We start from the raw sequence: 17666 nt of genomic DNA on the forward strand, positions 1-17666 counted from the left end.
CTTGTCAAGAATAAAATAACCTTTTCCTCCTCTTTTTTTAAGATCGGCCGGTTTAAGCCCGCTGTTGTCGCGTTTCTTTTCTAGAGATAAAAAAAGACACAAGAAGTGTCTCTTTAGAGAATCTACAATATCGGGCTCAGTAATCGTGAAAAGTTTTGTTTTATCTTAAGCCAGAGTGATTGCTGTGCAAGAGCCTTGTCTGTGAGAAGCGTTGATTTTTCCAAATCCACTTCAAATGTTCTTTTCATTTCCTTAGCTACTCCTTCATCGTAACAAAAAGCACTGACTTCAAAATTTAACTCATAGCTTCTTATATCTTGATTAGTTGTACCAAATACACCTAGCTTTCCATCCATTACGAGTGTTTTTGAGTGGATGAATCCATTCGTATAATTGTAAATTTGGACACCGTGTTTGTGAAGGTAGTTTGCATAATATTGTGTTGCTCGGAAAATAAAGGGATGATCAGGCATATCGGGAATCATAATTTTTACATCTACACCTGAATTAGCTGCTGCTACAAGAGCTGTTATCATTGGGTCATCCGGAATGAGGTAGGGGGACTGAATCCAGATATAGTCCTCAGCATCCATAATCATTTTGATAAAGCCGGTACGCAGTGTTTTATTGTCGCTCTCTGGTCCATTTGTAACGATTTGAATATCAATATTTCCGCTGTCCTCTGGTACTACGAAATAATTGTCTTTGCGTTCAAGCTTATCTTTAGGATTTTTAACGGAAACATTCCAATCTCGGATAAAGGTTTCTTGGAGACCAAAGGCTGCGGTTCCAACAATTCGTCCATGAGTATCTCGCCAAAAACCAAATTTTTTACTGTTATATATATATTGATCCCCAACATTAAAACCACCTGTCCATCCAATTTGACCATCAATGACGACAATTTTACGGTGCAAGTGATAGTTGAGGCGCGTTTTCATCAGAGCATTACGTGAAGTGATAAAGGCTGTAACCTTTCCACCAGCTTCTTCTAAGGGTTTGAAAAAATCTCTCTTTGTTTTTCCGCCCCATGGATCATACACTACTCTAACTTCAACGCCTTCTTTAGCTTTGGAAATCAGATGATCACGAAAGAGGGTGCCAATTTTGTCACTGAAAAAAGCATAATACTCCACATGGATATTATCTTTAGCATTTTTTATATCTTCAAATAAAGCTGTAAATTTTTCTTTACCATCAAGATAAAAATTGACACTATTACCTCGACATAAAGGCGTACGTTCCATATTGTTAAAATACCGCTTAAGAAGTTTTTCATGAGGTGCCATTTCTTTCGGAGCAAACTTTTGGTTATTTTCATGCACTCGCTGACCCAGAATGGATAAATTATATTTATTCTCCTCTTCAAAACGACGTACAGTTGTTCGATCTAGTCCTCTTCCCAAAAAAAGATAGCCAAGGAAACCAATACCTGGTAAGAAAACTAAAAACATGAACCAGGCTAAAATGCTCGAAATTGATCTCGGTTTTCTAAAAATCGTCACAAGCGCGAGTACCGTATTAATCATAATCAGCATTCCAATAAAACTATAAATTGTCGCAAGTGGCATAAATTGTTTCTCCCTAAAAGCTCTCTATAAAATAACAATGTTCACTCAATTATACCAAATTTAGAAGGATATTCACTGTTAGATAAACAGAAATTTTCTAGTCTATAAATTTATGAGATAAAAGTACGGAAACACTGATGTTTCTGAAATGCATGAAGGAATACGAAAAGCGATTTAAAAGGCACAGGTTACTAACTTTACCTTATAGCGAAATTCAACACGCAGGCCAGCCCAGAATCCCTTGCTTATATCGGAGTTGCAAAGTCACACATGATTTGACAAGGAATTGATAGCACTAAAAAGCCACAGCAAGACACAGATGACTTTTAAAAACAACTATAGATTTCAGCCGATGAAATATTTTAGAGGACAAAAAGTTAAATTTAACTTCAATGGCGAGGCGCTACAAGGAACGATAGAAATATTAGATTTCGGTGGGGCATTTAAAAATGCATTCTACTTCTATGATGTATATGTCAAAGAGTATGATACTTTATATAAACACATTCCTAAGGCAAATAGTTTTATATCAAAAAGACACCAGTAAAATACTGATGTCTTTTGCTTTTATTTTTATATTGATAGAAAAATCGATTTTTACACCAATTTCCACCAAATAATAGTCCAAAACCTTGGTATATCTGAAACAGATTAACGTTTTGAGAATTGTGAAGCTTTACGGGCTTTCTTAAGACCAGCTTTTTTACGTTCAACCATACGAGCATCACGTGTAAGCAAGCCAGCGCGTTTCAAAGCACCACGGAAGTCTGGATCCACTTCAAGCAATGCACGAGCGATACCGTGACGGATAGCTCCTGATTGACCTGATACACCACCACCGTTTACGTTTACGAGCGTGTCGTAGCTACCTTCAGTTTGTGTAGCTGCAAATGGTTGGTTGATAACAAGGCGAAGTGCTGCTTGTGGGATGTAGTCTTCTACATCACGTTTATTAATTACGATTTTACCTGTGCCGGGTACGAGACGTACACGAGCAACTGAATTTTTACGGCGTCCTGTGCCAGCATATTGTACTTGTGCCATTTAGTGCGTTCCCTCCTTAGATAAGACCTGAAATATCAAGAACTTCAGGTTTTTGTGCTGCATGTGTGTGTTCACCACCAACAAACACTTTAAGTTTCATGCCTTGAGCACGTCCAAGAGTGTTGTGTGGAAGCATACCTTTAACTGATTTTTCAATCAAACGTACAGCGTTTTTCTCACGGAGTTCACCAGCAGTGATTGATTTCAAGCCGCCTGGATGAAGGCTGTGACGATAGTAAACTTTATCCGCTGCTTTGTTACCAGTAAGTTTTACTTTTTCAGCATTGATAACGATAACAAAATCGCCTGTATCTGTATGTGGAGTGAATGTTGGTTTGTTTTTACCGCGAAGTACGCTAGCAACTACGGCTGACAAACGACCAAGGGGTACATCAGTTGCATCAACCACGTACCATTTACGGTCAACGTTTGAAGCGTTAGCCATGAATGTTGTTTTCATCATTTGGGTTAAGTTTCCTTTACTTAGAATTTGTTTACGTCAGGTGTAAAAGTCCTGTAGATATTTTTGGGTTTCCGGGGCCACAAAAATGGGGTAAACAATACCGTTTATCATGTTATCATATATATCAAGTATTGTCAAGATTCATTTTTAATTTTTTTGCTTTTATGTTAAACTATTATCATGAATGTAGTGCTTACCCTAAATCGAAAAATGTTGGACAAACTTTTTCTCAAATTCAATAAATACAAGAAAGCATCAAAAAATCAATATATCACTTTTTATGCTAAACTGCCCAAAGCCACTATTTCTGTTTACAATTCTGGAAAAGTTGTCTTTCAGGGGGAAGAGGCAGAAAACATCGCGCATCAATTTGGATATACAGCTACTGCACAGCCCAAGCAGCAAGCTAATATAATAGGTACAGATGAAGTTGGGAATGGCTCCTACTTTGGTCCACTTGTCGTTGTAGCAAGTTTTATCTCCGATAAGGACGTCCTCTTTTTAAAGAATTTGGGTGTCACTGATTCTAAAAAGTTGAATGATAGCAAAATTTGTCAAATTGCTCCACAATTGATGGCACATATTCTCCATGTCCCTTTGATAGTAGAACCTATGAAATATAACAAAGTGATTGCATCAGGTTATAACGCTGTAAGTATCAAAGTTGCCTTGCATAATCAAGCAATACACCTGCTTGAGCAACATGTGTCTGAACCCATTGACCACATAATTATTGATGCTTTTACAAGTGAGAAAAATTATCAAAAATACTTAAGTGCTGAAAAAAATAAGGTCGCTGGGAAAGTTACTCTTTTGACCAAGGCTGAGGATCAGTTTTTAGCTGTTGCCTGTAGTTCTATTATCGCACGCTATCTTTTCTTGAAGAATCTCAAAGCACTTTCTCTAGAATCTGGGATGCAGTTGCCAAGTGGAGCTGGAAAAAATTCTGATTATGTCGCGGCGAAAATCGTTCATCACAGTGGTCCAGAAAGTTTAGAAAAATATGCCAAACTACATTTTGCAAATACAAAAAAAGCAATAAATCTAGCTCAAATAATAGAAAGTTAAATATGGAAAACACTAGAAAAAATACGCAACCTAACGCTTTCATGCGCTTCCTCAAAGAATGGGGCATCTTTTTAGCAATTATAACCATTGCTATCTTATCTCGAATCTTCATCTGGTCACTCGTTGTTGTAGATGGTCACTCCATGGATCCGACCTTGGCAGATAAACAGCGCCTTGTTCTTATCAAAACGGCAAGCATTAATCGTTTTGATATTGTAGTTGCTAAAGAGACTGAGTCAATAAATGGTCAAACTGAAACCAAAGATGTTGTTAAACGTGTGGTTGGAATGCCAGGTGATGAGATAAAATTTGATAATGATCAGCTTTATATCAATGGTCAAAAAACAGACGAACCATATTTGGCAGATTTCAAGAAGCAATTATCAGATGGCGAACTGGAAAAGACCTATCAGAATTATGCGTTAACCTCTGAACTCTCGGAAGCAAATCGTGCTTACTTCGTTCAACTGGCACAACAGTCCCAAGCCTTTACAACAGATACAACAGGAAATCCGACTTTCACCATTAAAGTACCTGAGGGAGAATATCTTCTCTTAGGCGATAATCGTATCGTCTCAAGAGATAGTCGCGCTGTTGGGACTTTTAAACGTTCCGAGATTGTCGGTCGTACCGTGTTTCGTATCTGGCCGCTAAATAAAATTTCTACCCTGAATTAAAAGCTTTGTCAAGCTAGACAAAGCTTTTTTTATATTCTAAATCTCCCAAAAAGAGAAAGTGTAATGAGCTTACTGTTCTCCTCTGATGAAAAAAAGAGCGGTCAATTAAATTGGGAATTCTTTATTCCAGCTCTCGACGGATAAAGCAGGAACTTCTCCTAAACGAAAAAAGCTTCGGTAATAAAACCCAAGCTCACTTTTTATTATCTTTACTTTTCTTCAAATATATTACCCAGTTCTACTTCGATGGAACGTTTAGCCACATCTATTTTATCCACCTTTAGGATGGATTTATAATCATCTACTAAACGCTTTCCTTTAAAAGGTCCTTCAAGAAAGACAGCCACACCTGCCAAGAAGCAGTCAAATTCATAAACAAGACTCTTCATACCATTGATTGTTCCTGCCCCTTTCATAAAATCATCAACAATCAAGACACTTTGACCAATAGATAAACTGCGTTTAGAAAGAGTCATATTTTCGACACGACTGCTTGACCCTGACATATAGTTCACATTTAGTGTTGCTCCCTCAGTGACTTTAGGGTCTCGACGAACGATAACAAAGGGTGCATCCAAGATTTCAGCAACAGACTGTGCGATGGGAATCCCTTTTGTTGCGATAGTCATAACAACATCAATCTGTTTTTCGCAATATTCATGAGCAATAATCTGTCCGATTTTTTTTAAATTAGCTGGATGACCTAAGATATCTGAGAGATAGATATAACCTCCAGGTAAGATACGATTTTCCTCCCGTAAGAGATCGGCGAGTTCCATTGCACGTTCACGAGAAACTTCATCTGAAATATGAGGTGTGAAACGCACTCCACCTAAACTTCCAGGAAAAGTTTCAACAATTCCAATATTTTGATTTTCAAAGACGCGTTTGATGAAAACGAGGTCTTCCGAAATAGAGGACTTGGCAACTTCGTAACGCTTGCTAATTTCATTAAGATTCAACATTCTATTAGGTCTATTTAGTAAAAAATTTGTAAAATCCACTAATCGTTCGTTTCTTTTCATATTATTCACCCTTTTCCTTTTAACAATTTAATTATAACTTAGAAAAACCGAACAATCAAGTGAAAAAACTACTGCAAAGAGAAGTATTCTGGTTTCTGATATGAATATCCTGAACAAAAAAAGCAAAATCTATTTTAGATTCTGCTTTACATATTAACTGAAACAATCAAAGATTATTCTGCGTCACCACCGCGACCGTTTTTCTTGATGATTTCTTCTTGTACTGACTTAGGTACGTCTTCGTAGTGGTCAAATGTCATCATGAATGTACCACGACCTTGTGAAGCTGAACGAAGTGTAGTTGCATAACCAAACATTTCAGCAAGTGGTACAAATGCATTAACGATTTGTGATTTACCATGTGCTTCCATGCTGTTTACACGTCCACGACGCGCTGTCACGTGACCCATAACATCACCGAGGTTTTCTTCAGGAACGGTGATGACAACTTTCATCATTGGTTCAAGGATTGCAGGTTGTGCAGTCTTAGCAGCTTCTTTCATAGCAAGTGAAGCCGCAACCTTGAAGGCAGTTTCTGATGAATCGACATCGTGATATGAACCATCGTAAAGTTTAGCTTTAATATCAACCATTGGGTAACCTGCAAGGACACCGTTAGCCATAGTTTCTACTAAACCTTTTTCAACGGCAGGCACGAATTCACGTGGAACCACACCACCGACGATAGCATTTTCAAATTCGAAACCAGCACCTTCTTCATTCGGTGTGAATTCGATCCATACGTCACCGTATTGACCTTTACCCCCTGATTGACGTTTGAAGAATCCACGTGCTTGAGTAGGTGCACGGAAAGTTTCACGGTATGATACTTGAGGCGCACCAACATTAGCTTCAACTTTGAATTCACGTTTCATACGGTCAACAAGGACGTCAAGGTGAAGTTCACCCATACCAGAGATAACCGTTTCACCAGTTTCAACGTTTGTTTCAACGCGGAATGTTGGATCTTCTTCTGCCAATTTAGTAAGGGCAACACCCATTTTATCTTGATCAGCTTTAGATTTAGGTTCAACAGAAAGTTGGATAACTGGTTCTGGAACGTCAATAGACTCAAGGATAATTTTTGCTTTTTCATCAGTCAATGAGTCACCAGTTGTTGTATTTTTCAAACCAACAGCGGCAGCAATATCACCAGCATAAACTGTTTGGATTTCTTGACGTGTGTTCGCATGCATTTGAAGAATACGTCCGATACGTTCACGTTTACCTTTAGATGTGTTCAACACGTATGAGCCGGCATCCAATGTCCCTGAGTAAACACGGAAGAATGAAAGACGTCCAACGAATGGGTCAGTCATAATCTTGAAGGCGAGTGCTGCAAACGGTGCTTCATCAGAGGCTGGGCGTTCGTCTTCTTCATCTGTATCCGGGTTAACACCTTTGATTGCAGGAATATCCAATGGGCTTGGGAGGTAGTCAATAACCGCATCAAGCATCATTTGAACACCTTTGTTCTTGAAGGCAGAACCTGCAAGCATTGGGTAGAACTCAACATTGATTGTTGCTTTACGAATAGCAGCTTTCAACTCTGCTTCAGTGATTTCTTCACCGGCAAAGTATTTTTCCATCAAATCTTCGTCTGTTTCAGCAACAGCTTCAATGAGTTTTGTACGCCATTCTTCAGCTTGTTCTTTGTATTCTGCTGGAATTTCTTCATCACGGATATCTGTACCAAGGTCGTTAGTATAGATTTCTGCACGCATAGTTACCAAGTCAATGATCCCTACGAAATCTTCTTCAGAACCAATTGGAATTTGGATTGGATGAGCGTTGGCACCCAAACGATCATGTAATGTAGAAAGTGAGTAGAAGAAATCAGCACCAACTTTATCCATTTTGTTCGCAAAGACGATACGTGGAACTTTATATTCAGTTGCCTGACGCCAAACTGTTTCAGTTTGTGGTTCAACACCTGATTGAGCATCAAGTACTGTTACCGCACCGTCAAGGACGCGGAGTGAACGTTGTACTTCAATCGTGAAGTCCACGTGACCCGGTGTATCGATAATGTTTACACGATTGCCTTTCCATTGGGCAGTTGTTGCAGCAGAAGTGATAGTGATACCACGTTCTTGTTCTTGCTCCATCCAGTCCATTTGTGATGCACCTTCGTGCGTTTCACCGATTTTGTGAATTTTACCAGTATAGTAAAGGACACGTTCAGTGGTAGTTGTTTTACCGGCATCGACGTGAGCCATGATACCGATATTACGAGTATTTTCAAGTGAAAATTCGCGAGCCATAGTTTTCTCCTAGTTAATTTTTAGTTTTACACCCCATTATATCATAATAATCAAGGTTTTTATAGTTCTATTTTTACCTTTCCGATATTTTTGAGAAAAATTCATCTAATTCTTCCAAAAATAAAACAAAAGAAAAAGGAGATTACTCCCCTTTGTCAACAATCTCAATCCATCTTTCAACAGTTTCTAAATGATTGAGATAAAGGAAAAGCCGTTCATAGAGCTGTTGAGAAGCCTCCTCATACTGGGTACTCAGTGCTTCTCCTATCTCTTTTACAGTAGTTTTTCCATCAATCATACTAAAGACAAGTGTACCATATTCATCCAAAGACATATAGGTACGCTGAGGTATTTTTGCACCCATCTTACGCATGAGATTTTGTGTCCAATGTTTTTGATCTTTATAAATCCGAATTCGACCTTCATGCCATTCAAACAGCACTTTGTCTTTTTTTCGGAAAACCATATTCAAATTTTTATCTGAGATTTCTTCTTTTTTCTTGTTATTCATTTTCAGTTTTGGAAGATGTCGAAGCTTTTTTGACAGACATCAGAGGTACTACGATTGCAACAACTAAGATTAGCATGAGAATCCAAGCCATACTGTTGGAACCGAGGAAACCTGTCGGTGTTCCAGGCGTTACAACACCTGTAACTTGAAGAATAATCCCCAACAATCCAATGATAGATGCTCCAGCAACTAAACCAGATGAGAGAGAAACACCTGATGACATGCGTTCTTCTTGCACTGCTTCGGTATCTTTTTTACTGAGGATTCCAATCAAAACACGAACCAATGCACCAACTAAAATAATTGATGTTGTTGAAATTGGGAGGTAGAAACCAATCGCAAAAGTCATAACTGGAACTTTAATCATGTAAAGAATAATACCAAACACGATACCTGCAATAATCATATGCCATGGGAGTTCTCCACCAATGATACCATCCGTCAACGTTGCCATCAAGTTGGCCTGTGGCAATGCAAACTGTGCTGCATCACCTGTTAAAGCTAGCTGGTCACTAAGTAATACAATAACCCCTGTTACGACAACAACCCCAAGAACAGCAGCAACGAGGAAGAAACGGCGTACCTCATATTTATTACCACCCGTAATGAATGTAACTTTTTGTGCTTGTGTGTAACCACCAGCTACAGAAATCGCTACAACGATGAAAGTACCAAAGAGCAAGAGTGATTTTAGATCGTTATCAGATGTCCAACCCATTACCAAGAAGACTAAAGTCATGATAACAAGTGAGGCAATTGTCATACCGGATACAGGTAAGTTAGAGGTACCAATCGTACCAGTCAAACGCCCCGCAACGATGATGAATAACATTGAGAGAATGATTGACAAAATACCTGCAATGAAAGCCATCGCAATATTCCCACCAGAGATAAGGAAACCAACGATAAATGTTGCAACAATACCAATAAGGATAGCAAAGATACCAAGTGAATCACGTTCGCCAGCTTCAGCATTCTTACGGCCTTCAAGAGTTGCTTTTACAGAATTGATAATTGTAGGGATAAGACGGATAGCACCAATCATACCACCAGAAATCATCATACCTGCACCAATATATCTTACATATGAACCTGAAATAGCTGCAAAATCCATTGCTTGAATCGTGATTGAAGTGTCGTTCCAAACATTATGACCACCGCCAGCCATATCTGAAAAGTAGCCAATCAATGGAACGATACCAAAGTTCGCAAGAATAGATCCCGCAAACATCATTACGGCAACTTCAAGACCAACAATAAATCCAATAGCTGCTAGCATAGGATTTACTTCAATCTCAAGTTTCCATTTGTAGAATGTTTCATTTGTGTAGCTTACAACATTGTTAATAACACCAAAAACTGCTGATGTGAAAGCTGTAATAATACCACCTACACTGAAACCAATTCCCATGTATTTAAGTGAGTTCCCACCTGTTGACGAAGCAACAAGTGTTTCTGAGATAGCCATTGCTTCCGGATAAACAAGTGTTCCATGCTCTTCTACCAAGAGATAATCTTGCACAAATGACAAGATACCAAGCGATACAAGAACGGCAGCAACACCAACAATAACACCTTCAAAGAAAGTTACCTGTTGTCCAATGAGAATAACAGAGGGCAATACAAAGATAAGTCCCGAAGCAATTGATTCACCACCAGTTGCCATTGATTGAAGAATATTCTTCATGAGGAAGTTGTTTTTACGGATAAAAATAGACAAAAGTCCTGACCCGAGAATAGCACCTGGGATACCAGCAGCCACTGTCAACCCTGCACGCATTCCCGAATATGCTGTAGATGCTGCAAAGAGAATCGCTAAAATAATACCAATAATAACTACAACGGGGTTGCCAGCACTCTTTTTGCGTCCATCTTCGTAAGGGACATAATCTTTCCCTGCGATGCCGCCATAGGCGGTCTTAGACAATTTTTTCATGATGTTCAATATACTCCTTATATTTCTTATTTGAAAGTGTTTTCGCTCTATTCTACTACAATTTCAATAAATCAGCAACACATTTATATGATTTTAGTAATTTTTTGTTATTAAAATGATTAGTATTTTTCATTATTTTAAAAATAATGAAAAAAACCTCGACCTTTTTGATCGAGATTTTTTACAAAATTAAGACTAAAGTCAATTTTTTTACCAACGGAAGTGAGCGAACGCACGGTTTGCTTCTGCCATTTTATGTGTGTCTTCACGTTTCTTAACTGCTGCACCAGTATTGTTTGCAGCATCGAGAATTTCTTTTGCAAGACGATCTTGCATTGTGTGCTCACCACGTTTACGAGCAATAGTCACCAACCAACGGAGTCCAAGAGTTGTACGACGTTCTGGACGAACTTCAACTGGGACTTGATAGTTAGAACCACCAACACGACGCGCACGAACTTCAAGAACAGGCATGATATTTTCCATAGCTGTTTCAAAAACTTCAAGTGGGTTGTTTCCAGTAGCTTCTTCGATTTGTTTGAAAGCTCCGTAAACGATATTTGTAGAAACGCCACGTTTACCATCAAGCATAACGCGGTTGATAAGACGTGTTACTACTACTGAGTTGTACACTGGATCTGCCAAAACTTCACGTTTTGGGGCACGATTTTTACGCATTCTTCTTATCTCCTTTCAATTACGCCTTTGGTTTTTTAGTACCGTATTTAGAACGGCTTTGTTTACGATCTGTTACACCAGCTGTATCAAGTGCACCACGAACAATGTGGTAACGTACCCCTGGTAAGTCTTTTACACGACCACCGCGAAGAAGAACTACGCTGTGTTCTTGCAAGTTATGACCGATACCTGGGATGTATGCTGTAACCTCGATAAGGTTAGACAAACGTACACGAGCGAATTTACGGAGCGCTGAGTTAGGTTTTTTCGGAGTCATTGTTCCAACACGAGTCGCAACACCACGTTTTTGTGGGCTTGCTACTTTAGTTTGGAGCTTTTTACGACTGTTGTAGCCGATGTTCAATGCAGGTGAGTTAGATTTTTCCACTTTAGAGTGACGACCTTTACGCACCAATTGGTTAATAGTAGGCATTTTTCTGTCTGCTTATCCTTTTTATTTACGGAGAACCGCAAAGCGAAATAAAACGGATAAACAATCCTTTCTGTTTTTTTATAAAGTTGGAATGTCAGTATATGGTCGCTTAATCCAAGTTCTGACAAGAAGTTTGGCAACTTATACAAGTTCTCCTTATTAGGACCAAATATAAAAAGTACCGTTCAGTATTGTATCAAATTTTGGTAACTCTGTCAACTTTAGTCTTTGTCCTTTCAAAAAGTAAGGCACTTTTCAACTCATGACCTGACCTAGCCTCGTCTATGTTATAATGGAAACATGAAAAAAATCTTGATTATCTTCCTTTCCTTATTGCTTTTATTCTCCCCTTTGACTACCATAAGTGTTCAAGCTGAAGACTTTTCTGTATCGGCTAAATCTTCTATTGCAGTTGATGCAAGTAGCGGAAAAATTCTTTACAGTCAAAATGCCACAGATTCTAGCACACGTATTGCTTCAATCACCAAGCTTTTAACTGCCTATCTGGTTTATAAAAGTGTAGATGAGAAAAAAATTGCTTGGGATACAAAAGTACCTATTTCTGACTATGCTTACAATTTAACAATGAATAGCAACGCTAGTAATATTCCCCTTGCAGAAGGAACAGAAATTACAGTCAAAGATTTGCTTAATGCTTTGCTTCTCCCTTCAGCCAATTCAGCAGCCATAGCTCTGGCAGAAAAAATAGCCGGTTCTGAACCAAAATTTGTTGACATGATGATGGCCCAGCTTAAAGAATGGGGAATTACAGATGCTAAACTTTATTCTTCTTCTGGACTCCCAAATAGTGAACTCGGTGAAAATATTTATCCAGGTTCTACTGAAAACGATGCCAACACAATGAGTGCTCAAGACGTTGCCATCATGTGTACCCATCTCCTCAAAGATTACCCTGAGATATTAAAAATTACTGAAAAAACAGAACTTGAATTTGATAAAGGTGGACAGTCTGAAACAACTTTGTCAAATACGAATCAGATGTTGCCTGGCTTTGCAACAACACGCGCTGGCGTTGACGGTTTAAAAACAGGTTCAACTTCGTTTTATGTGGATTGTTTTGCTGCAACAACTGTACAGAATGGTTTCCGTATTATTACCGTTGTTCTAGAGAGTAAAAATTCTTCAGAAGATAATTCTACTCCTTTTAGCTTAACAAATAGTCTTATGAACCAAGTCTATGCCTCATGGACCAAGATACGGATTGCTGATAAAGGAAATCAGATTAGTGAATTTCCAAGTCTTCCTGTACAGGATGGAAAGAAAAATACTATTAACCTTGTAGCCGGAGAAGATTTTTCTGCTGTTGTTCCTTTTAAGGGCGGTACCGCGGATGCAAATGCAATTTCTATTTCCTTTGATAAAAAGGCTCAGACAGCTATTGAAGCCCCGATTAAAAAAGGAGAGGAGCTGGTTCAAGCTACTGCAGTTCAAAAAGATAATCTAGGTTATCTTCCTGGATTTTCTGGTCATCATTTTCCACTCACAGCTGAAAATGATGTCACACGTGCAAATATCTTTGTTGTTATGTGGAATAGCTTTGTCCGCTTTGTAAATGAAAAACTTTAATTAAAAAGGATTTCCAACATACTAGGAAAATCCTTTTTTATTTTGTATTCTGCTCCAGTTTTGAGTGTTGGTAACTATAAACAAAGTAAAGTAGCGTTGCTACTCCCAATAAAACAACCAATAAAAGCCATATTCTCACGTGATAATGAACAATCAAAAAACCATTGATAAGAATTGATAAGACAGGCAAGAAAGGCACCATAGGTGTTTTAAATTCATTAGCTTGCGGAAGTCCGTGATCCTTGCGTAGCTTCAACAAACCGAACGCTAAAATTATCAAATAAAGCAACGTAGACAAACTCAAAAATTGACCAAGAATAGTCATTGGAACAAATCCAGCAATGAGTAATGAAATACTCCCAATGAATAAAGTTGAGTTAACTGGTATCTGGTGTTTCGCAGATATTTTACTCAGTTTCTTCGGTAAAAGTCCATCACGACTCATTGAGTAAAGTAAGCGTGACAAAGCATAAGACATTGCGAGAGCCACGCTGAGTAAGGTAATGATGGCGATAATTGAAACATAGGTCGCTGCCCACTCTACACCAAGATAAGTAAGAGCAAAGGCAATGGAGTTCGTAACATTCAACTTATAGTAAGGCACTGTTCCTGTAAGCACCAATGTGACAATAACATAGAGGGTCACAGCAACAAAAAGTGAACTAATAACTCCATAAGGGATATTCCGTCTTGGATTTTCTGCTTCATCAACTGCTGTTGATACTGTTTCATAACCGATAAAGGCGATGAAAAGGATTGAAGCTCCCGGTAAAATACCTGTTTGACCACCAATCAGAGAACCTAAACCGAAGGGTGCAAAATTAGACCAGTTTGCTGGTTCCAGGTAAAAAAGTCCAGCAATAACAAAAATAATCAATGCCGAAAATTTTAAAACAACCAACGTGTTATTCAAATGTGAAACTGTTCGAGCATTCAAGAAAATCATAATAGATACTGCTGCCACAACAAATACAGGAATCAAATCAATAGAAAATCCTGAGGTAGATCCCAGTGGACCGTTGAACAGGGGAGGCAGTTGCAAATGAAGCAATCCTTTAAAATAACCACTCCATGATTTAGCTACAATTGATATCGTTGTAAAAAACTCAATTGCTAAAAGCCAACCTACTATCCAAGCTGGAAACTCTCCAAAAGTTGCATAAATGTAGCCATAAGGTCCTCCATGACTTGGAACCCGTGAAGCAAATTCTGCAAAAATCAAAGCCGAAAGCCCCACAGCTACTCCAGCAATAATAATGGATATCATAAGAGAAGGGCCTGCGATCAAAGCAACTCCCATACCCGTTAAAGTGAATATTCCCGCTCCAACCATTGCGCCTAAGCCCAATAGCGTTAAATCCATAGAATTAAGAGTACGCTTCATTTCACTTTTTTCTTGGCCTACTCTTTTACGAAAAATGTTCATATCACTCCTTTGAATAGATCAATTATTAATTCCTTTCGACTTTACAACAGCTAATAAAATTGCACCAATGATAAACAATATCGTACCTATTGTGATATAAGCCAATTCTTTTTTTGTTTTTTTCTCTCCGAGGAAGAGAATTCCACCTATTGTTGAAATAATTGCCCCAAGCTGTGAAAATGAAAAGGCAATAGCATTCCCGGCCATTGATGCTGCAAGGAGCATAAATACATTTCCGACACCCCACATCAAGCCCACGGAAATATTTTTGAAAACCACTGCTTCAATTTTAATATCACCAGCTGATAAAATAAATGCACCAATAACCATTCCAATAGACATTGGGAAAATGATTGTCAAAGTATCAAAATGAATGTTAAACCAAAGGGCTGATAAATTATTGAATAAAATCACATACGAAACATAAGCCAACGTAGAATAAGCTAGGCTAATCAAACCACGTGCATAGTGATGCTTTTCGACTGCAATGATATTTTCTGGATCTCGTTTAGCAGAAAAATAAAAACCAACAATTAAAGCAAGAATTGCAATAAAACCAAGTGTATACTGAATACTCTGCGTCCATTCATGAAAAATAAAGACCCCAATCAAAGACGCTAGAACAAGTTGCGAGCCAGCTGATAATGGACCAGCTACAGATACTCCAAGATATTTCATTGAATGAAACTGACCGCTCTGCCCAATCGCCCAAATAAGTCCACCGATAAAGCCAATAATAAAAACAGGTAGGCTAAGTTGAGGTTGATGCACCAAAAAGACAAGCAAAGCAAATACGAATGCACCAAAAGTCATTCCTAAAGTTTGTTGTTTGGCAGTTCCCCCAATTTTATTTGACACAAAACCAATGGAGCCCCAGGCAAACATCGGGACGAGTGCAAGTAAGATACCTTCCATTTTCTTCCTCCAAAAATAAATAATAACTAAAAATCTTCTTATTCTACCATTATTATCGATAAATAGCAATGTATTCAAATATTTTTTTATTTTCAATACTTTCCAATAAGCTTTATCTATATTTTTGATACAATCTAATACTTGATAACACTATTTTGAATCAATTATTGTTTCAACTGTATTCACTTTATTCTCTCTTTATAGTTCATTTTCAACTTATAAGGATACAAAAAAATAAAACACGCTCAAAACGTATCTTATATTTTCTCAATACAGACTAAAAATGGCGGCTTATGAATCTGATTTAGGGGTTCGTATCTCATGACCTGCCATTCTGATTGGGGAAGGGCACTTACCCAATTTATAACAGCAGCTTTTTCATCTTCTCCTCCCTCGTGTCCATAATAGATAACAAGCATAATTCGACCTTGAGGAAGGAGCTTTTCTTTTAATATCTCCAAAGCCTTTAAAGTTGTATTCGGACGTGTGATAATTGATTTATCTGCTCGAGGAAGATAGCCTAAATTAAAAATAGCAGCTTTAACGGGTTCAGATACGTATTTATCTATGTTTTCATGCCCATCCAAAATCAATTTCGCCTGCAAATCCCTTGCCTGCAATAATTTTCTCGTAGAATAAAGTGCTTCTTGTTGAATATCAAAAGCATATACATTATTTGTTAGAGCAGCCAGAAAAGCAGTGTTCCAACCATTTCCCATAGTCGCATCAATTACTGTATCATCTGCTTTGATTATTTCAGCTAACATGTAATGTGACATTTCAATTGGTTTAAGCATAAGTAACAGGCTCCACTTTTCTAATATCTTTACATCCTTGAACAGATCCTCGATGCGCCATTTCGCGGTCAATAGCATTCAACACTTCCCATTTTTTTAAGGACCACATTGGACCTATTAAAGCTTCACGAGGAGCATCACCTGTAAGACGGTGAATAACTATTTGTTTGGGAATCAACTCAAGTTGATCACAAATAATGTTAACATACTCTTTTTGAGACAGTAGTTGTAAACGTCCCTCGTGGTAATCACGTTGCATCCGAGTATTCTTCATCAAGTGCAGCAAGTGTAATTTCACACCTTGAATATCAGAATCCAAAATCATACGCCGCACATTTTCCAACATCATTTCACGCGTTTCACCAGGCAAACCATTTATTAAATGCACACAAACATTAATATTATGTTCACGCAAACGAGCCACTGCATCCGTATAGGTCTGATAATCATGCGCCCTATTAATTAAATCACTCGTTTTTTCAAAAGTAGTTTGGAGCCCTAAGTCAATCCAAACTTCCATACGATTATTAAGCTCTGCTAAATAATCAACCACATCAGGCGGAAGACAATCTGGTCGCGTACCTATTGAAATCCCTACTACATTAGGTTGACTCACTGCCTCTTCAAAGCGTTCACGTAAAACTTCAACAGGTGCATGTGTATTCGTAAAATTTTGGAAATACACAATATATTTTTTAACCCCTGGCCACTTTTTATGAAATGATTCTACTTCCACCCTAAACTGATCGGCAATTGGTGCATCAGGCTCCAAAATAAGATCTCCAGAACCAGACACAGTACAAAAAGTACAGCCACCATGAGCAACGGTCCCATCACGGTTGGGACAATCAAACCCAGCATCAATAGGAACCTTAAAGATTTTTTCTCCAAATGTCTCTCGTAAATATTCATTCCATGTTCTATATCTTTTTTGCATTATACAGCTATTTCCTTCACTTACACTTCATTATAACAAAAAAACAGCCGATGGCTGATTCATCTTACTGCGGATGTCGGGCTCGAACCGACGACAACACGATTAACAGTCGTGCGCTCTACCAACTGAGCTAATCCGCATAAAATAAAACCCGATTATACATCGGGAATTAACAATATAGTCCGTACGGGATTCGAACCCGTGTTACCGCCGTGAAAAGGCGGTGTCTTAACCCCTTGACCAACGGACCATATAGAAACTTGGCATTTACCCTATCTCGCAGGGGGCAACCCCCAACTACATCCGGCGTAATAGGACTTAACTTCTGTGTTCG

General features: G+C 38.3%; 17 protein-coding genes and 2 tRNA genes. 4 read left to right on the plus strand and 15 right to left on the minus strand.

Annotated elements, in window-relative coordinates; genetic code table 11:
• Positions 1-122: 122 nt before the first annotated feature.
• Positions 123-1571, minus strand: a complete 1449-nt coding sequence (cls, locus tag NFR51_RS09915) for a cardiolipin synthase (RefSeq protein ID WP_251713504.1) — start codon at positions 1569-1571, stop codon at positions 123-125.
• 319 nt (positions 1572-1890) lie between these two features.
• Here cls and NFR51_RS09920 point away from each other — a divergent pair, with 319 nt between their 5' ends.
• Entirely contained in the window at positions 1891-2118 is a 228-nt protein-coding gene (locus NFR51_RS09920; RefSeq protein WP_251713505.1) for a hypothetical protein, read from the plus strand.
• Positions 2119-2222: 104 nt separating this feature from the next.
• Here the strand turns inward: NFR51_RS09920 and rpsI are convergent, their stop codons facing one another.
• Positions 2223-2615 (minus strand): 30S ribosomal protein S9, encoded by a 393-nt coding sequence (gene rpsI, locus NFR51_RS09925; protein ID WP_003133537.1) that lies wholly within the window; start codon positions 2613-2615, stop codon positions 2223-2225.
• A 16-nt stretch (positions 2616-2631) separates the two neighbouring features.
• A complete protein-coding gene (gene rplM / locus NFR51_RS09930) occupies positions 2632-3078 on the minus strand; it encodes a 50S ribosomal protein L13 (RefSeq protein ID WP_202231496.1) in 447 nt (148 codons plus the stop codon).
• 180 nt (positions 3079-3258) lie between these two features.
• Here rplM and rnhC point away from each other — a divergent pair, with 180 nt between their 5' ends.
• Both rnhC and lepB read left to right on the plus strand, forming a co-directional pair.
• Complete coding sequence (gene rnhC / locus NFR51_RS09935) at positions 3259-4146, plus strand: ribonuclease HIII (protein ID WP_251713506.1); 888 nt, start codon at positions 3259-3261, stop codon at positions 4144-4146.
• A 2-nt stretch (positions 4147-4148) separates the two neighbouring features.
• Positions 4149-4823, plus strand: coding sequence for a signal peptidase I (lepB, locus tag NFR51_RS09940; RefSeq protein ID WP_251713507.1), 675 nt, complete (start codon positions 4149-4151; stop codon positions 4821-4823).
• 209 nt (positions 4824-5032) lie between these two features.
• On the opposite strand, the gene purR is transcribed toward lepB, so the two are convergent.
• The 6 genes from purR to rpsL all read right to left on the minus strand — a co-directional run bounded on the left by purR (position 5033) and on the right by rpsL (position 11670).
• Positions 5033-5848 carry a pur operon repressor gene (gene purR / locus NFR51_RS09945; protein ID WP_251713508.1) on the minus strand — a complete coding sequence of 272 codons (816 nt, stop codon included), beginning with the start codon at positions 5846-5848 and terminating at the stop codon, positions 5033-5035.
• 173 nt (positions 5849-6021) lie between these two features.
• A complete protein-coding gene (gene fusA / locus NFR51_RS09950) occupies positions 6022-8112 on the minus strand; it encodes an elongation factor G (protein WP_251713509.1) in 2091 nt (696 codons plus the stop codon).
• A 142-nt stretch (positions 8113-8254) separates the two neighbouring features.
• Positions 8255-8623, minus strand: coding sequence for a PqqD family protein (locus NFR51_RS09955; protein WP_251713510.1), 369 nt, complete (start codon positions 8621-8623; stop codon positions 8255-8257).
• Positions 8616-10559: an OPT/YSL family transporter gene (locus tag NFR51_RS09960; RefSeq protein ID WP_251713511.1), complete on the minus strand. Its 1944-nt coding sequence runs from the start codon at positions 10557-10559 to the stop codon at positions 8616-8618. Before NFR51_RS09960 ends, NFR51_RS09955 begins: the two co-directional genes overlap by 8 nt.
• Positions 10560-10769: 210 nt before the next feature.
• Complete coding sequence (rpsG, locus tag NFR51_RS09965; RefSeq protein ID WP_202231624.1) at positions 10770-11237, minus strand: 30S ribosomal protein S7; 468 nt, start codon at positions 11235-11237, stop codon at positions 10770-10772.
• A 19-nt stretch (positions 11238-11256) separates the two neighbouring features.
• Complete coding sequence (gene rpsL / locus NFR51_RS09970) at positions 11257-11670, minus strand: 30S ribosomal protein S12 (RefSeq protein ID WP_003133552.1); 414 nt, start codon at positions 11668-11670, stop codon at positions 11257-11259.
• A gap of 300 nt (positions 11671-11970) precedes the next feature.
• Between rpsL and NFR51_RS09975 the strand changes: the two genes are divergently transcribed.
• Positions 11971-13257, plus strand: a complete 1287-nt coding sequence (locus NFR51_RS09975) for a serine hydrolase (protein WP_251713512.1) — start codon at positions 11971-11973, stop codon at positions 13255-13257.
• 37 nt (positions 13258-13294) lie between these two features.
• Here NFR51_RS09975 and NFR51_RS09980 read toward each other — a convergent pair whose 3' ends face one another.
• The 6 genes from NFR51_RS09980 to NFR51_RS10005 form a co-directional block, all read right to left on the minus strand.
• Positions 13295-14683: an APC family permease gene (locus NFR51_RS09980; protein ID WP_251713513.1), complete on the minus strand. Its 1389-nt coding sequence runs from the start codon at positions 14681-14683 to the stop codon at positions 13295-13297.
• Between the two features lie 18 nt (positions 14684-14701).
• Entirely contained in the window at positions 14702-15598 is an 897-nt protein-coding gene (locus tag NFR51_RS09985) for a GRP family sugar transporter (RefSeq protein ID WP_251713514.1), read from the minus strand.
• A 257-nt stretch (positions 15599-15855) separates the two neighbouring features.
• On the minus strand, positions 15856-16395 hold the full coding sequence (mnmM, locus tag NFR51_RS09990) for a tRNA 5-(aminomethyl)-2-thiouridylate-methyltransferase MnmM (RefSeq protein WP_251713515.1): 540 nt from the start codon (positions 16393-16395) through the stop codon (positions 15856-15858).
• Positions 16388-17332, minus strand: a complete 945-nt coding sequence (gene mnmL / locus NFR51_RS09995) for a tRNA modification radical SAM protein MnmL/YtqA (RefSeq protein WP_251713516.1) — start codon at positions 17330-17332, stop codon at positions 16388-16390. The genes mnmM and mnmL overlap by 8 nt, the downstream gene beginning before the upstream one ends.
• Before the next feature lie 67 nt (positions 17333-17399).
• Positions 17400-17472 (minus strand) — tRNA-Asn (locus tag NFR51_RS10000).
• 38 nt (positions 17473-17510) lie between these two features.
• Positions 17511-17582: transfer RNA gene (locus tag NFR51_RS10005), tRNA-Glu, on the minus strand.
• Positions 17583-17666: the final 84 nt, after the last annotated feature.

This window comes from Lactococcus ileimucosae (assembly GCF_943193185.1).
GTDB lineage: Bacteria > Bacillota > Bacilli > Lactobacillales > Streptococcaceae > Lactococcus > Lactococcus ileimucosae.